Origin of the sequence: Bacillus sp. A260 (assembly GCF_009861435.1) — a bacterium.
In the GTDB taxonomy this organism is placed as follows: domain Bacteria; phylum Bacillota; class Bacilli; order Bacillales; family Bacillaceae_G; genus Bacillus_A; species Bacillus_A cereus.
Genome location: NZ_CP046398.1, coordinates 1,096,238 through 1,120,607 on the forward strand (window position 1 = coordinate 1,096,238; position 24,370 = coordinate 1,120,607).

The following is a 24,370-nucleotide window of genomic DNA, read 5'->3' on the forward strand; positions in this document are numbered from 1 at the left end:
AGATGCTAAAATTATATATGCAGCTGCTAATATAAATGGAAAAAAGGAGATAATGGAGTATGGAAAGTAAAGTGGAACGCTATGTCGAAAATTATGTTGTAACGAAAAATACGATGGCCTTACTTCCTGTTATTCTAAGTGAAAAGAAAATTGTTACGCGAGTCGTTGAAATGAATGATTCTTTTTTCGTATTTCAAAAACCTCTAGATATTATAGAAAGAAGTTGCCGCAAGCATGGCTCTAGTTTCTTAGGCAGAAAAGAAGGAACGAAAGAGTTAACTCATATTACACATAAAGCACCGATTGCGATTAGTCCAGCAGATCAACTTTATTTTTTCCCTACCTATTCTTACTCTAGAAAAGAGTGTGCTTGGTTGTCTCATTTTTATATTGAAAGTAATAAAGAATTAAAAGATGGAAATCTTATTATTAGATTTATAAATGGCTTTGCTGTGAAATTAGAGATATCAAAAACTAGTTTTGAAAATCAACAAAATCGTACAGCAAAATTACGTACTGAATATGAAGATCGTAGGAAAAAACAAGGGAATCCTTGTTTTAAAGAGGTTGATAAAAAAGAGGAATCAACATTAAGACCCGCTTATGAGAGTGTGTATTTTGTAAAGGAAGGCGAAGTGTGAAAGGATGGGGGAATCCCCATTCTTTTTTGTTTATCCTGTTATTTGTGGGCAGTAAGACCCCGCCTCAAAATTCAGCGAAAGCAAAGAAGTTAAGCGGGGTATCAACAAAATCCCCACTGATTAAAGTTTCACTTTATCAGTCTTTGTAGGTAAGGCGATATATTAGAAAAACCGAGTTGTAATTGTTATATTTAGAAAATCACCATTGTAATTTCATTTACCGAAAAAATCAAAAAACAATCTAAATAACAAAACGAACGACACGTCCTGTCGAATATTGATAGATTATCATAGCTAAATAATGAAGGAATTCTTATGAAAGATATGGAAACTTTAATAAATACATCTCCATATGTCGTATCTACCATTTCCTCTTTCATATAAGCAATGATACAGTAGGGATAGTATTTAGAGTAAAGGGGTAAAGTGTAGAATGGATTTTCAGACAATCAAAGAGTATTTTTCACCAGAAAATATGGATCATATTGTTGAGAGTTATAAAGCGTTCGGACCACTTCTTGGTATTGGTTTACCGATGATAGAGGCGTTGATTCCAGCATTACCGCTTATCGTATTTGTACTGGCGAATGCTGTTGCATTTGGCTTTTGGCTCGGTTTTCTTTATTCATGGCTTGGATCAGTAATGGGTGCATTACTTGTCTTTTTCATCATCCGCCATTTTGGTCGCAGTCGTTTCTTTTCGTTTGTAAATAAGCATGAGAGAGTACGAAAAGCAATGGGGTGGATTGAAAGGAAAGGATTCGCACCGATTTTTGTTATATTTTGTTTTCCGTTTACACCGTCAGCGCTCATAAATGTTGTCGCTGGTTTATCCCGAATTAGTGTAAAACAGTTTGGTCTAGCGTTAGCATTCGGAAAACTTGTGATGATTTTTATTTTAACGTATATCGGTCATGATTTAATGTCATTTATTCATAATCCGGTGAAATCAGTTATTGTAGCGATTGGTATTTTTATTTTATGGTATGTCGGTAAGAAAATCGAAGTAAAGTTAGAACTACATTAAGAATAGTCTTCTTTGTAAAGGAAAGCTTCAGTATTAAAGGATAAGGGGAGAAGCAGATGAAGAAAACTTTGAAAAAAGAAGGCATGGAGTGGATACGAACAATTTTAATTGGTGTATTATTAGCTGTATTTTTTCGAACGTTTTTCTTTTCAACGTATGTTGTAGAGGGGAAGTCAATGATGCCGACATTGCAAGATGGCAATATGCTAGTTGTAAATAAGGTGAGTTATCAAGTTGGGGACTTGAACAGATTTGACGTTGTGGTATTTCATGCGAATAAAAAAGAGGACTATGTAAAGCGGATTATCGGTTTACCTGGAGATCATATTGAATATAAGCAGGATAAGTTATATATAAACGGTCAATTTATTGATGAGCCGTATTTAGAGAAGTATAAGAAAGAGATAAACGGAAGGCAACTAACAGGCGACTTTACATTAGAAGAGTTAACGAAAGAAAAACTGGTGCCACCTGGGTTTATTTTTGTAGTAGGTGATAACCGGCTCGGGAGCTGGGATAGTAGACACTTTGGCTTTGTAAAAGCTGATACAGTCGTCGGTAAAGTTGATTTGCGATATTGGCCAATTCAAGAGGTGCAAACGAATTTTTCAAAAGGTTGATATAATAGATAGAAGTATAGAAAAAGGCAAACAACTCAGTTTGTCTTTTTTCGTGTCCTATAATACAATTATAGTAGCAAACTAACGTTCGTTATGTAAGTGAAAGGTGGGGTTACATGTCACTTCGATTTGTGATTGGTAGAGCGGGAAGTGGAAAAAGTACACTTTGTTTACGCGAAGTGCAAGAAGAGTTAAAACAATGCCCGAGAGGGAAAACAATATTATATCTTGTGCCAGAACAGATGACATTCCAGACGCAGCAGGCGTTAATTGGAAGTGAGGATGTAAGAGGTTCTATTCGGGCACAAGTTTTTAGTTTTTCACGATTAGCGTGGAAGGTACTGCAAGAAGTTGGCGGAGCGAGTCGTCTTCATATTGATGAAGCTGGTGTACATATGTTACTCCGTAAAATTGTAGAGTCTCGTAAAGATGGATTATCGGTGTTCCAAAAAGCAGCGGAACAAAACGGTTTCTTTGAACATCTTGGCAGTATGATTGCAGAGTTTAAACGTTACAATGTAACGCCATCTAACGTATATGAAATGTGGCAACAATTAGATGCGCATAGTAGCAGTGCCGAACAAAAGTTACTAGCGAATAAAGTGTATGATTTACAGCTATTATACGATGATTTTGAACGTGCTTTAATTGGAAAATACTTAGATTCAGAAGACTACCTGCAATTGCTAGTGGAAAAGCTTCCGCAGTCTGAATATGTAAATGGTGCGGAAATTTATATAGATGGATTTCATTCATTCTCCCCGCAAGAGTTAGAGATTGTAAGACAGCTTATGATTTGCGGAGCGAGAGTTACAATCACGTTAACGATAGATGAAAAAACGTTAGCGCAGCCAGTAAATGAACTCGATTTATTTTATGAAACGACGTTAACGTATGAAAAAATAAAACAAGTAGCGCGTGAAGAGAAAATAGAAATTGAAAAAACAATTCCACTTATGGAACAGCCGCGTTTTCATTCTCCGGCATTAGCGCATTTAGAAGCTCATTATGAAGCGCGTCCGAATGAAAAATTTAACGGTGAAGCGAGTGTAATGATTAGTACAGCTGCGAATTTACGAGCGGAGGTAGAAGGTGTTGCGCGTGAAATTCGTAAACTTGTTGCGAATGAAAAATATCGTTACCGGGATATTGCAGTGCTTCTTCGTAATGGGGAAAGTTATTACGATGTGATGCGAACGTTATTTACAGATTATAATATCCCGCACTTCATCGATGAAAAGCGCCCGATGTCACACCACCCATTAGTAGAATGTATTCGTTCTGCACTCGAGATTATTAGTGGGAATTGGCGTTATGATGCGGTGTTCCGTTGCGTGAAAACAGAGCTTTTATATCCATTAGACGTAAGAAAAGAAACGATGCGTGAAGAAATGGATGAATTTGAAAATTACTGTTTAGCGTACGGTGTACAAGGAAAGAGATGGACTTCAGAGGATCCATGGATGTATCGCCGTTATCGTTCTCTTGATGATACGAACGGGATGATCACAGACAGTGAACGTGAAATGGAAGAGAAAATAAATAGGTTACGTGACGTTGTAAGAACACCTGTTATTCGCATGCAAAAAAGGTTAAAGCGTGCAGGAACAGTTATGCAAATGTGTGAAGCAGTTTACTTATTTTTAGAAGAACTGGATGTTCCGAAAAAACTAGAAGAATTACGTATACGTGCAGAAGAAAGTGGAGATTTCTTATTTGCGACAGATCATGAACAAGTATGGGAAGAAGTAATGAGCCTTCTTGATACGTTTGTAGAGATGCTTGGTGAAGAGAAAATGTCTCTTTCTATGTTTACGGACGTTATGTCGACTGGTCTTGAGGCGCTTCAATTTGCTAACATTCCGCCGTCATTAGACCAAGTGTTAATTGCTAATATTGATCACTCCAGGTTATCTGATGTGAAAGCAACGTTTATTATAGGTGTAAATGAGGGTGTTATTCCAGCAGCACCTATGGACGAAGGTATGCTTTCTGATGAAGAAAGAGAAGTTCTTGGTGCAGCAGGGATTGAATTAGCGCCAACGACGAGACAAACTTTGTTAGAAGAACAGTTCGTTATGTATCAAATGGTAACGAGAGCATCTGAGAAGCTATACATTTCATGCCCGCTTGCAGATGAAGAAGGAAAGACGTTACTTGCGTCTAGCTTTATTAAGAAAATAAAAAGAATGTTCCCTAATGTGAAAGATTCATTTATTACGAATGATGTAAACGATTTATCACGTTCAGAACAAATTTCATACGTAGCAACGCCAGAAGTAACGTTATCTTACGTTATGCAGCAACTACAAACGTGGAAGCGATACGGATTTGAAGGGAATTTAGACTTTTGGTGGGACGTATATAATTTCTACGTAACTTCAGATGAATGGAAACAAAAAAGCAGCCGCGTCTTATCAAGTTTATTCTATCGAAATCGTGCGAAGAAACTAAGTACAGCAGTAAGTAGAGATTTATACGGAGATATAATTAAAGGAAGTGTCTCTCGTATGGAACTATTTAACCGTTGTGCATACGCTCATTTTGCGCAGCACGGTTTATCGCTTAGAGAGCGTGATATTTTCAAGCTTGATGCGCCAGACATCGGCGAATTATTCCATGCGGCATTAAAGAAAATTGCGGACAAGTTATTGCGTGAAAACCGTACTTGGGCGGATTTATCCATAAAAGAGTGTGAGCATCTTTCTGTTTTAGTAATAGAAGAAATCGCACCGTTATTACAACGACAAATTTTATTAAGTTCAAACCGTCATTTCTATTTAAAACAAAAACTACAACAAATCATTTTCCGTACTTCAATCATTCTTCGTGAACATGCGAAGTCAAGCGGATTCGTACCAGTTGATTTAGAAGTGCCGTTCGGTATGGGTGGTACAGGATCACTTCCGCCGATGGAATTCTCATTACCAAATGGTGTGAAGATGGAAGTAGTCGGCCGTATTGACCGTGTTGATAAGGCAGAAGATGAAAACGGGACGTTCTTACGTATTATTGATTATAAATCAAGTTCAAAAGCGTTAGATTTAACGGAAGTGTATTACGGATTAGCACTTCAAATGTTAACGTATTTAGATGTCGTTACTTCGAATGCACAGACGTGGATGAAAAAAGGCCACGCAGCATCACCAGCTGGTGTATTGTATTTCCATATTCATAACCCAATCGTTGAGATGAAAGGTGACGCATCTGAAGCTGAAATTGAAAAAGAAATTTTAAAGAAATTTAAAATGAAAGGACTCGTATTAGGAGATGCTGACGTTGTTCGTTTAATGGATAACAAACTTTCAACAGGAAGCTCAGATATTATTTCTGCTGGCCTGAAAAAAGACGGTAGCTTTAGTGCGCGTTCAAGTATTGCAAGTGAGCAAGAGTTTAACGTACTGCAAAAATATGTACACCATACGTTTGAAAATATCGGAAAAGATATTACAGAAGGTGTTATCGATATTGCTCCTTATAAAATGGGAAATAAAGCAGCATGTACGTTCTGTAACTTCAAGTCTGTTTGTCAATTTGATGAGTCACTTGAAGATAATCAGTTCCGATCGTTAAAAGATATGAAAGATAGCGAAGCGATGGAGAAAATAAGAGAGGAGGTTGGCGGAGAATGATAGAAAATTGGCCTAAAAAACCAGAAGGTAGTCAATGGACAGATGACCAGTGGAAAGCTGTTGTAGCAAACGGACGTGATATTTTAGTTGCTGCTGCAGCTGGATCAGGTAAAACAGCAGTATTAGTTGAACGTATTATTAAAAAGATTATTAATGAAGAGAATCCAGTCGATGTCGACCGCCTGCTCGTTGTAACATTTACGAATGCAGCAGCGCAAGAGATGAAAAACCGAATCGGGGAAGCGTTAGAAAAGGTATTAATTGATGAACCAGGCTCTCAACACGTAAGAAAGCAGCTGAGCCTATTAAATAAAGCTTCCATTTCAACAATTCACTCATTCTGTTTACAAGTAATTAGAGGATATTACTACATGCTTGATGTTGATCCTCGTTTCCGTATTGCGAATCAAACAGAAAATGAATTGTTAAAAGAAGAAGTGCTAGATGACATATTAGAAGAAGAGTACGGAATCGAAGATAATACAATCTTCTTTGAACTTGTTGATCGTTATACGAGTGACCGTAGTGATGATGACTTGCAACGTATGATTTTAGCGCTTCATACAGAGTCAAGAGCGCATCCAAATCCGGAAAAATGGCTTGATAAATTAGTAGAAGCATATGACGTAGAAGGAAAGACAATTGAAGATTTAGTATATGCTTCTTATTTATTAGAAGATGTGAAATTCCAGCTTGAAACAGCGGAACAGCATATTCGTAAGGCAACTGAACTCGCAATGCTTCCTGACGGTCCAGCGCCTCGCATTGAAACCCTGCAAGCAGATGTAGCATTACTTGGAACGCTATCATCAGCTGCTCGTGAGTCGTGGACAAGTGTGTATGAAGCGATGCAAAACGTATCGTGGCAAACGTTAAAGCGTATTAAGAAAAGTGATTACAATGAAGATGTTGTAAAACAAGTAGACTCTCTTCGTAATAAAGCGAAAGATGAAGTGAAGAAATTACAAGAAGAGTTATTTAGCCGCAAACCTGAAAGTTTCTTACGAGATTTTCAAGATATGCACCCAGTATTAGAAAAGCTTGTTCAACTTGTAAAAGTATTTACAGAGCGTTTCCAAGCGATGAAGCGAGATAAAGGAATGGTCGATTTCACCGATTTAGAGCATTTCTGTTTACAAATTTTAAGTGAACAAAGTGAAAATGGTGAAATGAATCCGTCAGCAGTGGCGCTCCAATATCGTAATAAATTTGCTGAAGTATTAGTCGATGAATATCAAGACACGAACTTTGTACAGGAATCCATTATTAAATTCGTAACGAAAGATTCTGAGAGTGAAGGAAACTTGTTCATGGTTGGTGACGTAAAGCAGTCGATTTATCGTTTCCGACTAGCTGAGCCAGGCTTATTCTTAGGAAAGTATAAACGTTTCACACAAGAAGGATTGGGCGGCGGAATGAAGATTGACTTAGCGAAAAACTTCCGTAGTCGTCATGAAGTACTAGCAGGTACGAACTTTATTTTTAAACAAATTATGGGCGAAGAAGTTGGGGAAATTGACTACGATGCTGACGCTGAACTAAAGCTAGGTGCTACCTATCCAGAAGGTGAAGATGTAGCAGCAGAATTATTATGTATTCAGCAAACGGAAGAAGAAGTAATAGACGGTGAAGAAGGTGCAGAAGTCGAAAAAGCACAGCTTGAAGCTCGCCTTATGGCGCAGCGCATTAAAGCGATAGTTGATTCCGGTTATGAAGTGTATGACCGTAAAAATGATAGTATGCGTCCGGTGCAATATCGCGATTTCGTTATTTTACTTCGCTCCATGCCGTGGGCCCCGCAAATTATGGAAGAGTTAAAATTACAAGGAATTCCAGTATACGCTGACCTCGCGACTGGTTATTTTGAAGCGACGGAAGTAAATATTATGATGAACGTATTCCGCGTTATTGATAATCCGATGCAAGATATTCCGCTTGCCGCTGTACTTCGTTCCCCAATCGTTGGATTGAGCGATGAAGAACTTGCAACGCTTCGTGCTCATGGAAAGAAAGGCTCGTTTTATGAAGTAATGAGCTCATTCTTAAAAGGGGCACCGCTTGAAGAGGAGCAAGAACTTCATGATAAATTAGAGTGGTTTTATAACTTACTGCAAGGATGGCGTGAATTTGCCCGTCAACAATCCCTTTCTGATTTAATTTGGAAAGTGTACGGTGAGACAGGTTATTACGACTTCGTTGGCGGTTTACCAGCAGGAAAGCAAAGACAAGCAAACTTACGCGTACTATATGACCGTGCAAGACAATATGAAGCAACATCATTTAGAGGGTTATTCCGCTTCTTGCGTTTTATTGAACGTATTTTAGAACGCGGTGATGATATGGGTACGGCGAGAGCCCTAGGTGAACAAGAAGACGTTGTTCGCATTATGACGATTCATAAAAGTAAAGGGCTAGAGTTCCCGGTCGTATTTGTAGCTGGACTCGGTCGTCGTTTTAATACACAAGACTTAATGAAGCGTTTCTTACTGCATAAAGATTTCGGTTTCGGTTCGCAATTTATCGATCCGCGTAAACGAATTAAATATACAACATTATCACAGCTTGCGATTAAGCGTAAAATGAAAATGGAATTAATTGCGGAAGAAATGCGCGTACTATACGTAGCGTTGACGCGCGCGAAAGAGAAGTTAATTTTAATCGGAACAGTTAAGGATGCAAATAAGGAAATGGAAAAATGGCTTGATGCGAGGGAACATAGTGAATGGTTATTACCAGATCACATACGTGCCGGTGCGTCTTGTTATTTAGACTGGATTGCACCTTCATTATATAGACACCGTGATAGTGAAATGCTTCTTGAATTAGGACAAGGAAGTATTCCAGATGAAATTTACGGATATGACACTAGCTGGAAAGTAGAAGTTGTGGACGGTAACACACTACTTGCACCAGAGCCAGTTCAAGAAGAGAAACAAGAATTGTTAGAAGCGCTTCGTGAGAAAAAGGCTGTTCCCCTGCAAAGTGAACGGAAAGAAGAAGTGTACGACAGATTAATGTGGAAGTACGGATATGAGGATGCGACATCTCATCGTGCGAAGCAATCTGTTACAGAAATAAAGAGAAATTATCAATCTGAAGAAGGTAGCGATAACGCCTTTATTAAAAAACTACGTGCACCAATTAAAACACGCCCGCGCTTTATGGAGAAAAAAGGGTTAACGTACGCAGAGCGCGGAACAGCAGTCCATGCCGTTATGCAGCATGTTGATTTGAAGAAGCCGATTACGGTTGAAGTTCTCCAAGAGCAAATTGCTGGAATGGTAAATAAGGAATTATTAACATTCGAGCAGGCGGAAGAAATAGCGATTGAAAAAGTAATTTCATTCTTTGACAGTGACTTAGGTAAAAGGGTATTAGCGGCGAAAAGTGTTGAGCGTGAAGTACCATTTACGATGATGCTTGCAGCAGAAGAAGCATATCAAGATTGGCAAGGGAAGAGTGAAGAAACGATTCTTGTCCAAGGGGTTATCGACTGCATGATTGAAGAGGAAGATGGCATTACGTTAATCGACTTCAAAACAGATACGATTGAAGGGAAATTCCCAGGCGGATTCGATCAAGCGAAACCAATTTTAGAGGATCGATATAAAGTGCAGCTTTCGTTATATGCAAAAGCGCTGGAGAAAAGCTTACAACATCCTGTAAAAGAGATATGTTTATACTTCTTTGATGGGAATCACGTTGTAAATATTGAAGAATAGAGGGGCTTGAAAATGGTAACGGAAAAAACGTTAAGAACTTGTGAACAGGGACACGAGTACTATAAAAGTAGCGATTGTCCAACTTGCCCAGTCTGTGAGAAAGAGAGAAAACCAAAAGAAGGTTTTCTCTCTCTTCTTTCAGCGCCAGCAAGAAGGGCATTAGAGCACCGTGGAATTCAAACTGTAGAAGAACTCTCAAAATATAGTGAAAAAGAAATTTTAAAACTGCATGGTATGGGACCTGCGTCTTTGCCGAAGCTTAGGAAGGCTTTGGAGGAGAGTGGGTTATCATTTAAATAAAATGAAATAGTGCCTCTTCACTACTTACGTGTTTATACCACTATTTGTGGACAGTGAAGCTCTTGCTTATTAAAATTTCATTTTAATAATTTTGAATTACATAAAAGAAAAAAGTAGGAGAATATCTCCTACTTTTTTTACGCTGTTCCAATCTGATCTTGATCTGCCACATCAGAATCAAATGTATTCGTTGCACTAACACCGTTAAACGTATTCACGACAAACCCAACATTGGAAGCTCCAGATCCGTTATAGGCTTTCGTGTTTTCTTTCGGAGATACGTTATAAAAATCTCCTAAGTTGAAAGAGCCGTTACTGTTTTGCACGACGAGATTTCCTACAACTGAAGGCATACTATCCACCTACTTTACTAAGCTTTTTAATTACTATATGAATTATTGTGCGGAAGGTTCATCCGTAATATATTGGCGGATTTGTATAATACGAGAGTTATTAAAACCATAATCAACATTTCCAATTTGAAAGCAACCAGAATTTAAAAGTGTCCGCAATTCAACGTTATTCACTTCAATAAAAGGGCATTCATTTACAATATTTAATTTTACATCTGTCGTTCGTTTTGGAATTGTAATGTGTTCATCTGTAAAGATTTCAAAAGCATCAAAGCGACCTTCTCCCCGTATATAAAAAGGAATTTCACGGTGGACGGCAATAGCTCTACTTTTTAATTCCATTTGGTTTGCATCTCCAACTTGAAATACGGCAGTAATCCCTAAAGAAATAATAGAAACATTTTGGACAATGGACACATGATGCAACATAATTTTTCAGTCTCCTTAACCTGGAGTAGGAGGGACATCTGTTACTAATGGTACAAATGGACCCTCTGTAACTGTTTCAAATGGTGTATCGAGAATAGAAGATAGAATGAGGAGATTTGCATCTCCAATTAAAAAGAGTGCGGACGACGATACACCGTTCATTTTAATCTGTCCGACTTTTAACTCACGGTTTACAACGTTAAGGTTCATACATACTTACTCCTTTCGAAAATTTCCCGGTATGTGCTGAATAAAGGAGAGAAAGGCTTTGTCAATATCTTGTTTCATTGCCTGAATAATGATATCTCGTAAATAATCTGGATCTGTTGAAATACCTTCATATGATTGCGCTTGTGATAAATAATAAGGGAGTCGATGCTCCATCTGTTTTTTTATGTCATCCACCATCATTTGTCGATACATTTCATCAAGCGGTGTTCTCTCTTCTTGTTCAAAATGGAGAATACGATTATATGCTTCTTCATCTAAGTATCGATGCATTTCTTGGAGGATACCTTGATAAAAGTCTGGGTTTGTTTCGGTTTCAGGGTTTACCTTCAATGTTTCTGTATCCACTTGAAAATCTTCAATTTGTTGTCCTTTTGCTGAAAATGGGTTTAAACCAATATTTAAAGTACCATTTAAATTTTCGACTTTTAATTGATCGAATTTGTATTCCACTTTTCCTACAGAAGAGGAGGGGCGATTTTTTAATTCGTTAAGCTCTTCTTGGAGTTGGCGCACTTGATCTTCTAAATTCAAGATGGCTGCTTGTTGTGTTTGAAGAGCTTGTTGAAGTTGGTGTAAGTAAGTATATATATCTTGATTCATTTGTGAAACCTCCTTTTCAATAGGGAGGGTAAAAATATTCCTGCTATATATTTATGACAAGGATGTCTTAAGAAGAACTAGTTGATGGTTTGATAGAAATAATTTGTCCTTTCGCCTGTAATGGGCGAAGCGGCTCCGTAAATCCGCCCGTATTTGAAAATTTAGATAGGGCTTTAATACTTCCGGCAGTACCAATTTGGAACACAGAAGAGGTTGTAATGCTATCAATTTTAATACTGTTGATGATGATACTTTGGTTTACATAAAAATTCAATGCAATTGCCTCCTTTAAGTTGAGCCAATTATCGCTTGATCGATTACATCTGAATCGTTGACAGTCGTTGCACTTTGATAATTGTAGACAGAAACATTATCTCCAACGTTGAAAGAGCCGGCCCCGGCGAAAGCACGTGAGTAACTAATAGGCCTAATCGCAAATACATCTCCAATATGAAAAATACCACTTGATCCAATATTGACGATACGAATATGTCCGACCATAGCTGGCATACAAAACACCCTTCGTTTTTAAAATTTTCTTTTCTACTATTGTATGGGCGTTTCCAATAAAATGTGTATTTTTTTGAAATAAAAGAAACACACGCATTATTGCGTGTGTGTTTTGAATGTTTGATTAGGGTGTAAATCCGTATGTACATGACAAATTACATTTAAGAGCCTGTCCAGTTCTTGGCTACAATCCACTGTTTTTTGAGAAGTCATTCCATAGCGTTCAGCAAAATAAATCATTTTTTCACGTTTTTTTTCAATCGCTTGCTCAAACATTGAAATCGGCTCCATCTCTAAATGAAATTTTTAGTATATATGTAGTACATATTATACAAAAACTTCATAAAAAAGAAATGCATTCGCTAAAAAAAGTAAAATTTCTACATTTTATGCCAAATGATAAAGGGGTAACGAATAGGGGATGAGAAGAATATTGTAAAAATTAGCGTGCATGAGAAGGTTTTTTTCTTGCGGATGCGAATACAATTAAAGGGTATGAGTTTTAGGATGGAGAGTGGAAATATTGCGTTTTGTAACGGCGAAGAAAGAAGAAAAGGTATTTGTAGGTATTGTAGATGAAGAAGAAGAAAAGGTATTACACTTAAGAGAAGCGCAAAGACAAAAAGGGGAAAAGGTTACAATCCCTATTACAATGTTAGAGTGTATTGAAAGAGGGACTGAATGCTTTGAGAAAGTATGTGAAATTGTAAATTGGGCAAAAGAGAACGGGGAAGCGGCGTATTATCCGTTAACAGAGGTGAAAATATTAGCGCCGATTCCAAGGCCAAGAAAGAATATTTTGTGCGTTGGAAAAAACTATCGTGAGCATGCGGTAGAAATGGGCGGAGTAGAGTCTATTCCAGAAAATATAATGATCTTTACGAAAGCACCAACAACAGTTATTGGCATAAATGAGCAAATTAATGGTCACCCTCATGCAACGGACGAACTAGATTACGAAGGAGAATTAGCTATCATTATTGGTAAGCGAGGGAAGCAAATAAAAAAAGAAAAAGCGCTTGAGCATGTTTTTGGTTATACGATTATAAATGATGTAACAGCTCGAGACATTCAAAGAAAACATAAACAGTTTTTCCTTGGGAAAAGCTTCGATACATTTTGTCCGATGGGACCGTATTTAATTCATAAATCGGTGGTTAATGCGCCGAATGCATTACACATTGAAACGGTAGTAAATGGAGAAGTAAGGCAAACTTCTAACACAAATAAAATGATTTTTTCAATAGAAGAAATTATTTCAACGATAAGTAAAGGAATGACTTTAGAACCAGGCGATATTATCGCAACAGGAACGCCGGCTGGTGTCGGAAAAGGTTTTACACCACCGAAGTTTTTACATGCTGGTGATGAAGTGGTCATTACAGTAGAAGGAATTGGTACTTTACGAAATGTAGTGAAATAAAGAAAAGAGCTATCTTGTTAAAAGATAGCTCTTTTTTTATGGCCTTGGGTTATAGAGGTAATCGATAACGGCAAAAGTGTAAAGACCAATGAATGCAAGTGTACAAATGCCAAATAGTATAACCGTAAGTGCGCTTTTTTCTCGTCCAAAACCAATGATAGTAAGAATAACAGCAGTCCAAAATGATGCTTTCAGTAGTGTGAGTGTAGTAGGAGTTGAGTAATGAAGCCATGTTGTGGAAAGTAGGAAACCAAAGAATGTAACTAAAATAAAAGCTGTAGCTAAATAGTTAATATGTTTACCATATCTTAATAGCATGTCGCACCTCCTTTACGATTTTAAAATACAGAAAATTACAATTTCATCTTAATATAAATGAATATGAAAAGAAAGAGGTTGTCCCAACATGTCGGACAACCTCTCTATCATTACGATAATACAGCTTTAATTTTTTGGAATGCCCACTCTAAATCTTCTTCAGAGATTACTAGAGGTGGTGCGATACGAATTACATTTTCGTGTGTTTCTTTACATAATAGACCAGCTGCTTTTAGTTGTTCACAGTAAGGACGAGCTGGCTCGTTTAATTCGATACCGATGAATAAACCTTTACCACGAACTTCAGTGATCATTGGGTTATCAATCTCTTTTAATTGCCCAACTAATTTTTCACCTAATTGAAGAGAACGCTCTGTTAATTTTTCTTCTTCTAACACTTCAAGAGCCGCGATAGAAACAGCACATGCAAGTGGATTACCACCGAATGTAGAACCGTGAGAACCTGGCTCAAATACACCTAAAATGTCGCGGTTTGCTGCTACGCAAGAGATTGGGAACACACCGCCGCCAAGTGCTTTACCAAGTATGTACATGTCAGGAGTTACATTGTCCCAGTCACAAGCAAATACTTTACCAGTACGGCCTAAGCCAGTTTGGATTTCATCTGCTACAAATAAAACGTTTTCTTTTTTACATACTTCAAAAGCTTCTTTTAAGTAACCAGCTGGTGGGATATTAATTCCTGCTTCACCTTGAATTGGCTCTAAAATGAATGCTGCTGTGTTTGGTGTAATTGCGGCTTTTAATGCTTCTAAATCACCGTAAGGAATTACAACGATGCCAGGAAGCATTGGACCGAATCCACGCTTGTACTCTTCATTTGAAGACATGGAAACAGAACCCATTGTACGTCCGTGGAAGTTATCTTCACAAACGATGATTTCAGCACGGTTTGCTTCCACTTTCTTCACATCATAAGCCCAGCGACGAACTGTTTTAATTGCAGTTTCAACAGCTTCAGCACCTGTATTCATTGGAAGTACCATTTCTTTATTAGTTAGTTTCGCAACTTTTTCGTACCAAGGACCTAATTGATCGCTATGGAAAGCACGAGAAGTTAACGTAACACGATTAGCTTGGTCAATTAAAGCGTTAATAATTTTCGGGTGACGATGACCTTGGTTTACTGCAGAATATGCACTTAATAAGTCCATATAGCGGTTTCCTTCAGGATCTTCTACCCAAACACCTTCTGCTTTAGAAATAACGATTGGAAGTGGGTGATAGTTATTTGCTCCGTATGTGTCTGTAAGTTCGATAATATCCTTAGTTTGAATCATGATTGTTCCCCCTTTTGTTATTACAAGAAGTTTGTAAATACTCTAAATATTATATCATTTAAATGTAAAAAAGCGAAACATTTCCTGAAAATAAATGAACATGTTATCATATAGAGTGAAAAAGTGTGAAAAGAGGAGGTAAGGGATACGATGGTACATATGCATATTACAGCATGGGCGTTAGGTTTAATTTTATTCTTCGTTGCGTATTCACTTTATTCAGCAGGAAGAAAAGGGAAAGGTGTACATATGGGGCTTCGCCTAATGTATATCATTATTATTGTGACAGGCTTCATGTTGTACATGAGTATTGTGAAGACAGCAACAGGTAGCATGCACATGTGGTATGGCTTAAAAATGTTAGCTGGTATTTTAGTTATCGGTGGAATGGAAATGGTTCTTGTGAAAATGAGCAAAAACAAACCAACAGGGGCGGTTTGGGGCTTATTTATTGTTGCGCTAGTAGCAGTATTTTACCTTGGGCTGAAATTACCGATTGGCTGGAAAGTATTCTAATAAAAAATAAAGCCACCTTATGATCTCAAAGACTTGGGAGATTATAAGGTGGTTTTTTACTTTATCCCGTAAACATCAGATTGGTGAAGGCTAATAATCAGTGGGCTACCCCACTGATTAAAGTTTCACTTTATGTCGCATCGATATGCAACTCTTCTCCATTTACTTTCGTAAAACGGAACATATTTTTATTTGACGTAGTGTGACGGACGAAATGGTGCTGCAGTGTACAGATCATTTCTTCGTTATCAAACAAAAGAATATTTACTCCTTCGCGTGACTCTTCTTGCGGTAAGAAAGATAAATAATTATGACAATACATGCAATCATATAAAGAGTAGTGAAGTGATTGCAATGATTCGGTTAATAATGTGAAGACAGAGTCAGGTAATTCCTCCAGCCATTCATTATAGCTAAGAAGTAACTTTTTTCGAATACGTATCATTTCACCATTTTGCAAATGGTGTTGCTCGTTGGCGATTTGTAATACATCTTGTTCATAGAAACGGGCTGGTAGCCAATTGTTATTATACAAAATTTCAAACCCATCTTCGGCAATATCTTCTAATAAAAACGCTTCATCATTTTCATCATCAAAGAATACCCACTCATTGTTTATATATTCTACATTACCGACTGTATGAGCACGGGGCTGATTATATAAAATATGTTTACGTTGTATCATACACGATTTCTCCTTTATGAAAAGTAGTTATTCCTGTTATAGACAGTTCGTGCATTCTTTATAACTAGACACATATAGACATAGGTGGGCATACAATAAAACACGTTTTACTGAGTGAAAATGCTATTCCATATGTGGATAGTAGGTTATCGTCAAGTTTTTCATTTTTTTGATCCGCACTCTTAGGGTGGGGATTACTGCACGTTCAAGAAAAGAAATAAGATGGAAGGATGATTTATATGTGCGGGATTACAGGATGGGTGGATTATAAACGCTCATTAGAAGGAGAAAGAGATGTCGTTACGAAGATGGCTGAGACGTTAGCGAAACGGGGGCCGGATGATAATAAAGTTTGGATTAAAGGAAATGTCGCATTTGGGCATAAGCGGTTAATCGTTGTGGATCCTGAGGGCGGTAAACAGCCGATGACTTGTTTAAAAGGTGAAACGAATTACGCCATTTGCTATAACGGTGAACTTTATAACACAGAAGACATTCGAAAGGAATTATTAAGAAGAGGATATACGTTCAAAGGTCATTCTGATACAGAAGTATTATTAGCTTCTTATATTGAATGGAAAGAAGAATGTGTCGATCATTTAAACGGTATATATGCGTTTGCAGTATGGGACGAACAGAAAGAACAAGTATTTATTGCGAGAGATCGATTAGGTGTAAAGCCACTTTTTTATAAATATGATAGCGGACGCTTACTATTTGGTTCGGAGTTAAAAGCGATATTGTCGCATCCAGATGTGAAGGCGGAAGTAACGTTAGAAGGATTATCAGAAATATTCGGGCTCGGACCGTCAAGAACGCCTGGCCACGGTATTTATGCTGGTATAAAAGAATTGCGTCCAGGTCATGCAATGACATTTTCAAAGAACGGTTTATGTATATGGAGATATTGGAATGTAGAAAGTAAAAAACATGAAGACTCTTTTGAAGAAACAGTAGAGAAAACGCGCTTTTTATTACAAGATGCTATTACAAGACAGCTTGTTTCTGATGTACCACTATGTACTTTTTTATCGGGTGGTGTAGATTCGAGCGCTATTACAGCTATTGCAGCGAAAGAATATGAGAGATCAGGAAAAGGGCAATTACACACGTATTCTATTGATTACGAAGATAATGACAAATACTTTAAAGCGAATGCATTCCAGCCAAATTCAGATGCTCCGTTTATTAATTTAATGACTGAGACATTTCAAACAACCCATCATCGCTGCGTCATTTCGAATGAAAAATTAGCAGAGTATTTAACTGAAGCAGTACTCGTTCGTGATTTGCCTGGTATGGCAGATATCGATTCGTCATTATTATGGTTTTGCCGAGAAATTAAACAAGATTTTGTCGTTGGCTTATCTGGAGAATGTGCAGATGAAATATTTGGTGGATATCCGTGGTTTTATAGAGAAGATGATTTACAATCGAGTGCATTTCCGTGGATGCGTTCTACAGAGGCACGTGAACAACTTCTAAAAAAAGAATGGAGAAATAAATTAAATTTACAACAATATGTACAAAGGCGCTATGAAGAGTCAATTCAAGAAGTTCCTATTTTAGAGGGGGAAAGTCCGCTAGAAGCAAAAAGACGCCAATTATTTTATTTAAATATGGTATGGTTTATGACAACATTATTAGACAGAAAAGACCGCATGAGTATGGGAGCGAGCTTAGAAGTACGTGTTCCATTTGCAGATCATCGTCTTGTCGAATATGCGTGGAATATTCCTTGGGAAATGAAAATGTATAAAAACCGCGAAAAAGGTCTATTACGTAAAGCGTTAGAAGGTGTACTTCCACATGACATCTTATATAGAAAGAAGAGTCCTTATCCGAAAACGCACAATCCGCACTATACAAAAGCAGTAACAGTATGGCTTCAAAATCTATTAACGGATAAAGGTTCAATTTTACACGAACTGTTTGATAAAGAGCAGTTGAACGGATTGATTCAGTCTGGCGGCAGTGCATTTCAAACACCATGGTTTGGTCAATTGATGACTGGGCCACAGCTTTTAGCTCATTTAGCACAAATTCATGTTTGGTTTAAAGAATATGGGGTAAATATTAAGGAATAAGGGAAAAGCGGCTTACAATTATGTAAGTCGCTTTTTATTAAAGAAATTGTCATATAAAATTCAAAATCACCTTATAAATAATACTTAATTAGAATTATTATTTTGACGTACTTATTATTACTTGTTATAATTGGAAACAAATGTTCTGAAAAAGATTCTCATTTATAAAATTGAGGTGTTAGATAGATGACAAAGAAAAGAATAGGTTTACTCGTAATGGCGTATGGAACACCAGAATCATTAGACGATGTAGAGGCATATTATACACATATCCGTCACGGGTGTACGCCATCAGAAGAAGCGCTTGAAGATTTAATTGGGCGCTATAAAGCGATTGGTGGAATTTCACCGCTTGCAAAAATTACGAAAGAACAGGCGCATAAATTAACAGATTCAATGAATAACATATTTACAGAGTATGAATTTACTTGTTACTTAGGTTTAAAACATATTGCACCATTTATAGAAGATGCTGTAGAAGAAATGAAGCGTGATGGGATCGAGCAAGCGATTAGTATCGTATTAGCGCCGCATTACTCTACATTTAGCATTAAAGCGTATAATGACCGTGCTATTCGTCTTTCAAAAGAAATCGGTGGTCCTGTTATTGAACCAATTGAACAATGGTATGATGAACCGAAATTTATTTCGTATTGGGCAGACCAAATAAAAGAGACGTTTACAGAAATTGATAATAAAGAGAAAGCAGTCGTAATTTTTTCAGCGCATAGTTTGCCGGAAAAAATTATTGCAGCAGGAGACCCTTATGTAGAACAACTAAAGCATACGGCAGATTTAATTGCAGAAGCTGCAAATATTCAAAACTATACAATCGGTTGGCAAAGTGCTGGGAATACTCCAGATCCGTGGATTGGTCCAGATGTGCAAGATTTAACGAAAGATTTATATGAAGAGCATGGGTACGAATCTTTCATATATTGCCCAGTTGGTTTTGTAGCGGAGCATTTAGAAGTTTTATATGACAACGATTATGAATGTAAAGTTGTAACTGATGAATTAAATGCCAAATATTTTAGACCAAATATGCCGAATGCACAATCAGCATTTATCGACTGTTTGGCTGAAATTGTTTCCAAAAAAGTGAAGGAAATAGTTGACAAAGATTTAGTTTTGAATAATAATTAATTTATAATAATTTTAAATAAATAATAATTACTACGAAATAAAGAGGAGGATCCCCCTAGATGAATCCAAATAATCGCTTAACAACAAACCAAGGTGTTCCAGTTGGAGACAACCAAAATTCTCGTACAGCCGGTCGTCGTGGACCAGTATTATTAGAAGACTATCATTTAGTAGAAAAACTTGCGCACTTTGATCGTGAACGTATTCCGGAGCGTGTTGTGCATGCACGTGGTGCAGGTGCTCACGGTGTATTCGTAACGAAAAATAGTATGAAGCAATATACGAAAGCTGCATTTTTACAAAATGAAGGAACTGAAACGCCTGTATTTGTTCGTTTTTCAACGGTTATTCATGGTCAAGGTTCTCCTGAAACAGCACGTGACCCACGTGGGTTCGCTGTTAAATTTTATACAGAAGAAGGAAACTACGATATCGTAGGTAATCATTTACCAGTTTTCTTCATTCGTGATGCAATTAAATTCCCTGATATGGTACATTCTTTAAAACCAGCACCTGATACGAATATTCAAACGCCAGATCGTTACTGGGATTTCATGACGTTAACTCCAGAATCTACACATATGATGACATGGGTATTTTCTGATTACGGTACACCAGCAAGTTATCGTGAGATGGAAGGTTTCGGCGTCCATTCATTTAAATGGATTAATGAAGAAGGTAAAATTGTTTATATTAAATACCACTGGAAACCACAGCAAGGTGTACGTAACTTAAATGCGAAAGAAGTGCAAGAAGTACAAGGGAAAGACTTCAATCATGCAACTCGTGACTTGTTCGACGCAATCGAAAAAGGAAATCACCCGAAATGGGATTTACACGTACAAGTTATGCAATTAGATGAAATGGACTCTTTAGACTTTGATCCACTAGATCCAACGAAAGTGTGGCCAGAAGATCGCTTCCCATTAATGGAAGTAGGGACAATGACGTTAAATCGTAATCCGAAAAACTTCTTTGCAGAAGTAGAACAAGTAGCGTTCTCTCCAAGTGCAACTGTAAATGGTATTGAGCCATCGGAAGATAAATTATTACAAGGTCGTTTATTCTCTTACCCAGATACACAGCGTTATCGTCTTGGTGCAAATTACTTACAAATTCCTGTAAACTGCCCATACGCAGCTGTTCATAATCAACAACGTGATGGTGCGATGCAAGTGAATCAAAACCCATCTACAATCAACTACGAACCGAGCCGTCATGCAGAGAATCCAGTTGAAGACCCAGCTTACTGCGATTCCACTATGAAAGTAGAAGGCTATGTATCTCGTGAAAAAATTGACAAACCAAATGACTTCAAACAAGCAGGTGAGCGTTACCGTTCATTCTCTAAAGAAGAGCAAGACAACTTAATTGCAAACTTAACAAATGACTTAAAAGACGTAAATGAACGCACGAAATTACTAGCTGTTTGTAACTTCTTCCGTGCAGATAAAGAATACGGTATGCGTTTAGCGCAGGCATTAAACGTTGATATTACGCAATATGTAGGAAATGCTCCGAAATAAATCGGAAAAGACGACTGGGTTTCGGTCGTCTTTTTTATGTGTAAAGTTACACGCGGGTATTCTTCAGTTTCGTTATGTCGGAATTTGTTGGTAAATCGATATCTTGTGTCGAAACGTTGATATATTGAAAGGAACAATCGATATATTTGAAAAATCGTTGATATATCCAAAAAAACGTTAATATATTTCCGGTTATACTAGGTGGGGTATGTTGCCCGGTGCGCAAAAAAGAGATGCAATCTATTACTAATAGATTGCATCTCTTTTTTAGTTCACTCGCTCAGTATACTCATAAGCTTTCTCCCCATGCATCGAAATATCAAGTCCCATATGTTCCTCGTGCTCATCTACCCGGACAGGGAGGAAGAAGTTGATTGCTTTAATAATGGCATACGTCATTATAATTGTGAACGCATATGTTGCGCCGATCGCTACAAGTTGTTTCAACAGCAGCGAGGCGTTTCCGTAAAATAATCCGTTAGCGCCATCGCCGTTTACGGCAGTAGTTGCAAATAATCCTGTCGCAATACCGCCCCAAGTTCCACCGATGCCGTGACATCCGAATGCATCGAGTGTATCGTCGTATCCGAATTTTGTTTTTAAGAAAAAGACCGCTCCGAAGCATAATACGCCGCCAATTGCTCCGATAAGAAGAGCTGAGAAAGGTGTAACGAACCCGCAAGCTGGTGTAATAGCGACTAGACCGGAAACGGCGCCACAAGCAGCTCCCATCGCAGTCGGTTTTGATTGGAAGAACCACTCTGAAAGCATCCAAGTTAATGCTGAGGCAGCAGCGGCTATATTTGTATTAATAAATGCAGTTAAAGCTACGTCGTTTAAGGATAATGCGCTGCCGACGTTAAAACCGAACCAGCCAAACCATAATAAGCCTGCGCCTAACATTGTAAATGGCAAATGATGAGGAGAAGAGCCATTTATGTTTTTTCGTTTTCCAAGGAAAATAGCTAATACAAGACCAGCAACTCCGGAAGTGATGTGAACGACGTTTCCGCCAGCGAAGTCTAGTGCGCCAAGTTCCCTTAGCCAACCGCCGACGCCCCATACCCAATGAGCGACAGGATTGTAAACAATCGTTGTCCATAAAAGGATAAAAATAAGAAAGGCAGAAAATCGCATTCTTTCAGCAAATGCACCTGAAATTAAAGCTGGAGTTAAAATGGCGAACATGAGTTGAAACATCATGAATAAATTGTGAGGAATAGTAGATGAGTAGTCTGGATTTGGTGCGTAGGTAACTCCGTTTAGACCGAACCAATCAAGTGTACCGATAAGCCCGTGCCAATCTGGTCCGAATGATAAAGAATAGCCGATAACAATCCATTGAATCGAAACGATAGCCATTGCACTATAACTATGCATCGTTGTACTGAGTACATTTTTGCTGCGAACCATACCTCCATAAAAAAGTGCCAATCCTGGTGTCATCAACATGACCATTACTGTCGTCACAAACATAAAAACTGTATCTCCCATATTCATGAGCTCTCCTCCTATAATGTTAGAAAAAATAACATCGTTTTGTTATGTTTCATATCATATTCGAAAAGGAACTAAAAATCAACTAAAAATTCAGAAAAAAATATACATGATGTTAGAAAATGTAACATAGATTATTTTGTGAGGATTGAAATCGACATATGCGTTTCTCTCGGATAATTGGTATAATATTCTTACAATTAAAAACTTGGGGGATGCGTGTGGGAAAAATACGGACTAGGAAACTATTCATTTGTTTTTGCTTAGCTTTTGTTTTGTTTGTACCAATACATACTTTTGCAGACGAAAAAAGAGAGTGGAAAGATGAAGTTATATACTCCATTATGATTGATCGCTTCAATAATGGAGAACCGAAAAATGACAAACAATTAGAAGTTGGTAATTTAGAAGGGTATCAAGGCGGGGATATAAGAGGAATTATAAAAAGGTTGGATTACATAAAAGAAATGGGTTTTACTACCGTTATGCTTTCGCCGCTTTTTGAAAGTGGAAAGTACGATGGATTAGACGTGCGAAATTTTAAAAAGGTAAATGAACATTTCGGGACAGACAATGATGTGAAAGAACTTGTAAAAGAAGCTCATGCAAAAGGAATGAAAGTTGTATTTCAATTTCCGCTTGGAGAAAACGAACGACAGGTAATTGACGCAATGAAATGGTGGATAAAAGAAGTTGATTTAGACGGAAGTTATGTTATACATAGTGAAAAAAAGCCGCGTTCCTTTTGGGATAACGCGCAAAAAGATATGCAAGTGATAAAGAAAGATTTTCGTATTATGACAAAGGAGGATAGCGAATACAACGAAAAAATCGTAGAATCGTTTTCCGAAGCGGATGTATCGGTGAAATCGTTATACGATGTGAGTAAAAAAGAAGGGGAATTTGTTACGTTTTTAGATGATCAAGAAACAAAAAGATATGCGCGTATTGCAAAAGAAAATATGTATTATCCGCCATCACGTTTAAAACTGGCGCTTACTTATTTGTTAACATCACCTGGGATTCCGAATTTTTATTACGGAACGGAAATTGCATTAGATGGAGGAAGTGTACCCGATAATAGACGATTAATGGATTTTAAGTCAGACGAAAAATTTATGCAGCACATAACAAAACTAGGTGAAATTAGGCAGGCGAGACCGTCTTTACGACGCGGTACGTTTGAGCTTCTGTATGATAAGAGCGGGATGAGCATACTAAAACGAAAATATAAAGATGAAGTAACTTTAGTAGCAATTAATAATACGAAAGAAACACAAAAAGTCTCCTTACCTGCAAGTGCAATTGGTGAAAAACAAGAGTTAAGAGGATTGTTACAGGATGAAATTATAAGAGAGGAAAACGGAAAGTTTTATCTCGTTTTAAAACGTGAAGAATCAAATGTGTATAAAGTTAACGGAGAAACAGGTGTGAATTGGTTATTTATCTCCTTAATAATCGGTGTGAATGTATTATTTATTGCGTTTCTAATTGCAGTTAAAAGGAAGCGTAGATGAGATGAGAAATTACTCGCTCTATGTTCATGTCTTCTTATTGTATTTGTAAGTTTGTTCGGCGGGGCAATAGTGTTATTCTGTTGATATGAAATTTCTTAAGAGAAACGATGTGAGAATGAAAACGTCCCTAGTGAGAGGAGGGCCAGGTTAGGAAGAGGATTTTCTTCCTAACCTGTTTTTTGTGTTAGCACCGATAGGGAAGAATCTTTGAAGCAATCAATAATTGCAACTATATTAAATTTACATTACATTAAAAGTTAGAGAATACTCTTATACCAATACAGTGCTA

23 protein-coding genes are annotated in these 24,370 nt (G+C 37.5%); 12 read left to right on the plus strand and 11 right to left on the minus strand.

The genetic code is table 11. The features are described 5' to 3' along the window. Positions 1-59 precede the first annotated feature (59 nt). The 6 genes from GD442_RS05605 (at position 60) to GD442_RS05630 (ending at position 9,942) form a co-directional block, all read left to right on the plus strand. Complete coding sequence (locus GD442_RS05605) at positions 60-641, plus strand: competence protein ComK (RefSeq protein WP_000444443.1); 582 nt, start codon at positions 60-62, stop codon at positions 639-641. A 433-nt stretch (positions 642-1,074) separates the two neighbouring features. Beyond that, positions 1,075-1,668 carry a TVP38/TMEM64 family protein gene (locus GD442_RS05610; protein ID WP_000347517.1) on the plus strand — a complete coding sequence of 198 codons (594 nt, stop codon included), beginning with the start codon at positions 1,075-1,077 and terminating at the stop codon, positions 1,666-1,668. A gap of 56 nt (positions 1,669-1,724) precedes the next feature. Then, positions 1,725-2,288, plus strand: coding sequence for a signal peptidase I (lepB, locus tag GD442_RS05615; RefSeq protein ID WP_000751919.1), 564 nt, complete (start codon positions 1,725-1,727; stop codon positions 2,286-2,288). Between the two features lie 116 nt (positions 2,289-2,404). Next, positions 2,405-5,920 carry a helicase-exonuclease AddAB subunit AddB gene (gene addB / locus GD442_RS05620; RefSeq protein ID WP_000058582.1) on the plus strand — a complete coding sequence of 1,172 codons (3,516 nt, stop codon included), beginning with the start codon at positions 2,405-2,407 and terminating at the stop codon, positions 5,918-5,920. Further along, on the plus strand, positions 5,917-9,642 hold the full coding sequence (gene addA, locus GD442_RS05625) for a helicase-exonuclease AddAB subunit AddA (protein ID WP_000572297.1): 3,726 nt from the start codon (positions 5,917-5,919) through the stop codon (positions 9,640-9,642). The genes addB and addA overlap by 4 nt, the downstream gene beginning before the upstream one ends. A 12-nt stretch (positions 9,643-9,654) precedes the next feature. Beyond that, complete coding sequence (locus tag GD442_RS05630) at positions 9,655-9,942, plus strand: RNA polymerase alpha subunit C-terminal domain-containing protein (protein ID WP_000255728.1); 288 nt, start codon at positions 9,655-9,657, stop codon at positions 9,940-9,942. A gap of 137 nt (positions 9,943-10,079) precedes the next feature. Here the strand turns inward: GD442_RS05630 and gerPF are convergent, their stop codons facing one another. From gerPF to GD442_RS05665, 7 genes are all read right to left on the minus strand, one after another. Then, positions 10,080-10,295, minus strand: a complete 216-nt coding sequence (gene gerPF / locus GD442_RS05635; protein WP_001141566.1) for a spore germination protein GerPF — start codon at positions 10,293-10,295, stop codon at positions 10,080-10,082. Between the two features lie 42 nt (positions 10,296-10,337). Continuing rightward, on the minus strand, positions 10,338-10,724 hold the full coding sequence (locus GD442_RS05640; protein WP_000902324.1) for a spore germination protein GerPE: 387 nt from the start codon (positions 10,722-10,724) through the stop codon (positions 10,338-10,340). 15 nt (positions 10,725-10,739) lie between these two features. Further along, on the minus strand, positions 10,740-10,934 hold the full coding sequence (gene gerPD, locus GD442_RS05645) for a spore germination protein GerPD (protein ID WP_001052807.1): 195 nt from the start codon (positions 10,932-10,934) through the stop codon (positions 10,740-10,742). 6 nt (positions 10,935-10,940) lie between these two features. Next, positions 10,941-11,555, minus strand: coding sequence for a spore germination protein GerPC (gene gerPC / locus GD442_RS05650; RefSeq protein ID WP_001070760.1), 615 nt, complete (start codon positions 11,553-11,555; stop codon positions 10,941-10,943). Positions 11,556-11,622: 67 nt separating this feature from the next. Further along, positions 11,623-11,829 carry a spore germination protein GerPB gene (gene gerPB, locus GD442_RS05655; RefSeq protein WP_001012508.1) on the minus strand — a complete coding sequence of 69 codons (207 nt, stop codon included), beginning with the start codon at positions 11,827-11,829 and terminating at the stop codon, positions 11,623-11,625. A 14-nt stretch (positions 11,830-11,843) separates the two neighbouring features. Then, a complete protein-coding gene (gene gerPA / locus GD442_RS05660; protein WP_001111187.1) occupies positions 11,844-12,065 on the minus strand; it encodes a spore germination protein GerPA in 222 nt (73 codons plus the stop codon). A 96-nt stretch (positions 12,066-12,161) separates the two neighbouring features. Beyond that, on the minus strand, positions 12,162-12,341 hold the full coding sequence (locus GD442_RS05665; RefSeq protein ID WP_000462841.1) for an aspartyl-phosphate phosphatase Spo0E family protein: 180 nt from the start codon (positions 12,339-12,341) through the stop codon (positions 12,162-12,164). A 247-nt stretch (positions 12,342-12,588) separates the two neighbouring features. On the opposite strand from GD442_RS05665, the gene GD442_RS05670 reads away from it, so the two are divergent. After that, positions 12,589-13,488, plus strand: a complete 900-nt coding sequence (locus GD442_RS05670) for a fumarylacetoacetate hydrolase family protein (RefSeq protein ID WP_001213071.1) — start codon at positions 12,589-12,591, stop codon at positions 13,486-13,488. A gap of 36 nt (positions 13,489-13,524) precedes the next feature. On the opposite strand, the gene GD442_RS05675 is transcribed toward GD442_RS05670, so the two are convergent. Both GD442_RS05675 and rocD read right to left on the minus strand, forming a co-directional pair. Beyond that, a complete protein-coding gene (locus GD442_RS05675; protein ID WP_000926857.1) occupies positions 13,525-13,806 on the minus strand; it encodes a hypothetical protein in 282 nt (93 codons plus the stop codon). Positions 13,807-13,916: 110 nt separating this feature from the next. Next, the gene (gene rocD, locus GD442_RS05680) at positions 13,917-15,107 is read right to left on the minus strand and encodes an ornithine aminotransferase (protein WP_000616658.1); all 1,191 of its coding nucleotides are present in this window, start codon (positions 15,105-15,107) and stop codon (positions 13,917-13,919) included. A gap of 150 nt (positions 15,108-15,257) precedes the next feature. On the opposite strand from rocD, the gene GD442_RS05685 reads away from it, so the two are divergent. Continuing rightward, a complete protein-coding gene (locus tag GD442_RS05685; RefSeq protein ID WP_000233494.1) occupies positions 15,258-15,623 on the plus strand; it encodes a YisL family protein in 366 nt (121 codons plus the stop codon). 130 nt (positions 15,624-15,753) lie between these two features. On the opposite strand, the gene GD442_RS05690 is transcribed toward GD442_RS05685, so the two are convergent. Continuing rightward, positions 15,754-16,308 carry a DUF2777 domain-containing protein gene (locus GD442_RS05690; protein ID WP_000616046.1) on the minus strand — a complete coding sequence of 185 codons (555 nt, stop codon included), beginning with the start codon at positions 16,306-16,308 and terminating at the stop codon, positions 15,754-15,756. Positions 16,309-16,547: 239 nt separating this feature from the next. Here GD442_RS05690 and asnB point away from each other — a divergent pair, with 239 nt between their 5' ends. The 3 genes from asnB to katB all read left to right on the plus strand — a co-directional run bounded on the left by asnB (position 16,548) and on the right by katB (position 21,067). Continuing rightward, entirely contained in the window at positions 16,548-18,395 is a 1,848-nt protein-coding gene (gene asnB, locus GD442_RS05695) for an asparagine synthase (glutamine-hydrolyzing) (RefSeq protein WP_000334011.1), read from the plus strand. A gap of 186 nt (positions 18,396-18,581) precedes the next feature. Continuing rightward, entirely contained in the window at positions 18,582-19,541 is a 960-nt protein-coding gene (hemH, locus tag GD442_RS05700; RefSeq protein WP_000163130.1) for a ferrochelatase, read from the plus strand. A gap of 59 nt (positions 19,542-19,600) precedes the next feature. After that, entirely contained in the window at positions 19,601-21,067 is a 1,467-nt protein-coding gene (gene katB, locus GD442_RS05705; RefSeq protein ID WP_159365060.1) for a catalase KatB, read from the plus strand. A gap of 267 nt (positions 21,068-21,334) precedes the next feature. On the opposite strand, the gene GD442_RS05710 is transcribed toward katB, so the two are convergent. Next, entirely contained in the window at positions 21,335-22,567 is a 1,233-nt protein-coding gene (locus GD442_RS05710) for an ammonium transporter (protein ID WP_001055855.1), read from the minus strand. A gap of 158 nt (positions 22,568-22,725) precedes the next feature. Here GD442_RS05710 and GD442_RS05715 point away from each other — a divergent pair, with 158 nt between their 5' ends. Then, a complete protein-coding gene (locus tag GD442_RS05715; RefSeq protein ID WP_002182543.1) occupies positions 22,726-24,081 on the plus strand; it encodes an alpha-amylase family glycosyl hydrolase in 1,356 nt (451 codons plus the stop codon). Positions 24,082-24,370 lie beyond the last annotated feature (289 nt).

Coding starts and splice junctions, on each gene's coding strand:
- GD442_RS05665 (WP_000462841.1), bottom strand. CDS start 12,341: ATGTTTGAGCAAGCGATTGAAAAAAAACGTGAAAAAATGATTTATTTT.
- asnB (WP_000334011.1), top strand. CDS start 16,548: ATGTGCGGGATTACAGGATGGGTGGATTATAAACGCTCATTAGAAGGA.
- GD442_RS05715 (WP_002182543.1), top strand. CDS start 22,726: ATGCGTTTCTCTCGGATAATTGGTATAATATTCTTACAATTAAAAACT.
- gerPA (WP_001111187.1), bottom strand. CDS start 12,065: ATGCCAGCTATGGTCGGACATATTCGTATCGTCAATATTGGATCAAGT.
- GD442_RS05710 (WP_001055855.1), bottom strand. CDS start 22,567: ATGAATATGGGAGATACAGTTTTTATGTTTGTGACGACAGTAATGGTC.
- addA (WP_000572297.1), top strand. CDS start 5,917: ATGATAGAAAATTGGCCTAAAAAACCAGAAGGTAGTCAATGGACAGAT.
- hemH (WP_000163130.1), top strand. CDS start 18,582: ATGACAAAGAAAAGAATAGGTTTACTCGTAATGGCGTATGGAACACCA.
- GD442_RS05610 (WP_000347517.1), top strand. CDS start 1,075: ATGGATTTTCAGACAATCAAAGAGTATTTTTCACCAGAAAATATGGAT.
- addB (WP_000058582.1), top strand. CDS start 2,405: ATGTCACTTCGATTTGTGATTGGTAGAGCGGGAAGTGGAAAAAGTACA.
- rocD (WP_000616658.1), bottom strand. CDS start 15,107: ATGATTCAAACTAAGGATATTATCGAACTTACAGACACATACGGAGCA.
- gerPD (WP_001052807.1), bottom strand. CDS start 10,934: ATGAACCTTAACGTTGTAAACCGTGAGTTAAAAGTCGGACAGATTAAA.
- GD442_RS05605 (WP_000444443.1), top strand. CDS start 60: ATGGAAAGTAAAGTGGAACGCTATGTCGAAAATTATGTTGTAACGAAA.
- lepB (WP_000751919.1), top strand. CDS start 1,725: ATGAAGAAAACTTTGAAAAAAGAAGGCATGGAGTGGATACGAACAATT.
- GD442_RS05685 (WP_000233494.1), top strand. CDS start 15,258: ATGGTACATATGCATATTACAGCATGGGCGTTAGGTTTAATTTTATTC.
- GD442_RS05690 (WP_000616046.1), bottom strand. CDS start 16,308: ATGATACAACGTAAACATATTTTATATAATCAGCCCCGTGCTCATACA.
- gerPF (WP_001141566.1), bottom strand. CDS start 10,295: ATGCCTTCAGTTGTAGGAAATCTCGTCGTGCAAAACAGTAACGGCTCT.
- gerPC (WP_001070760.1), bottom strand. CDS start 11,555: ATGAATCAAGATATATATACTTACTTACACCAACTTCAACAAGCTCTT.
- GD442_RS05675 (WP_000926857.1), bottom strand. CDS start 13,806: ATGCTATTAAGATATGGTAAACATATTAACTATTTAGCTACAGCTTTT.
- GD442_RS05640 (WP_000902324.1), bottom strand. CDS start 10,724: ATGTTGCATCATGTGTCCATTGTCCAAAATGTTTCTATTATTTCTTTA.
- katB (WP_159365060.1), top strand. CDS start 19,601: ATGAATCCAAATAATCGCTTAACAACAAACCAAGGTGTTCCAGTTGGA.
- GD442_RS05630 (WP_000255728.1), top strand. CDS start 9,655: ATGGTAACGGAAAAAACGTTAAGAACTTGTGAACAGGGACACGAGTAC.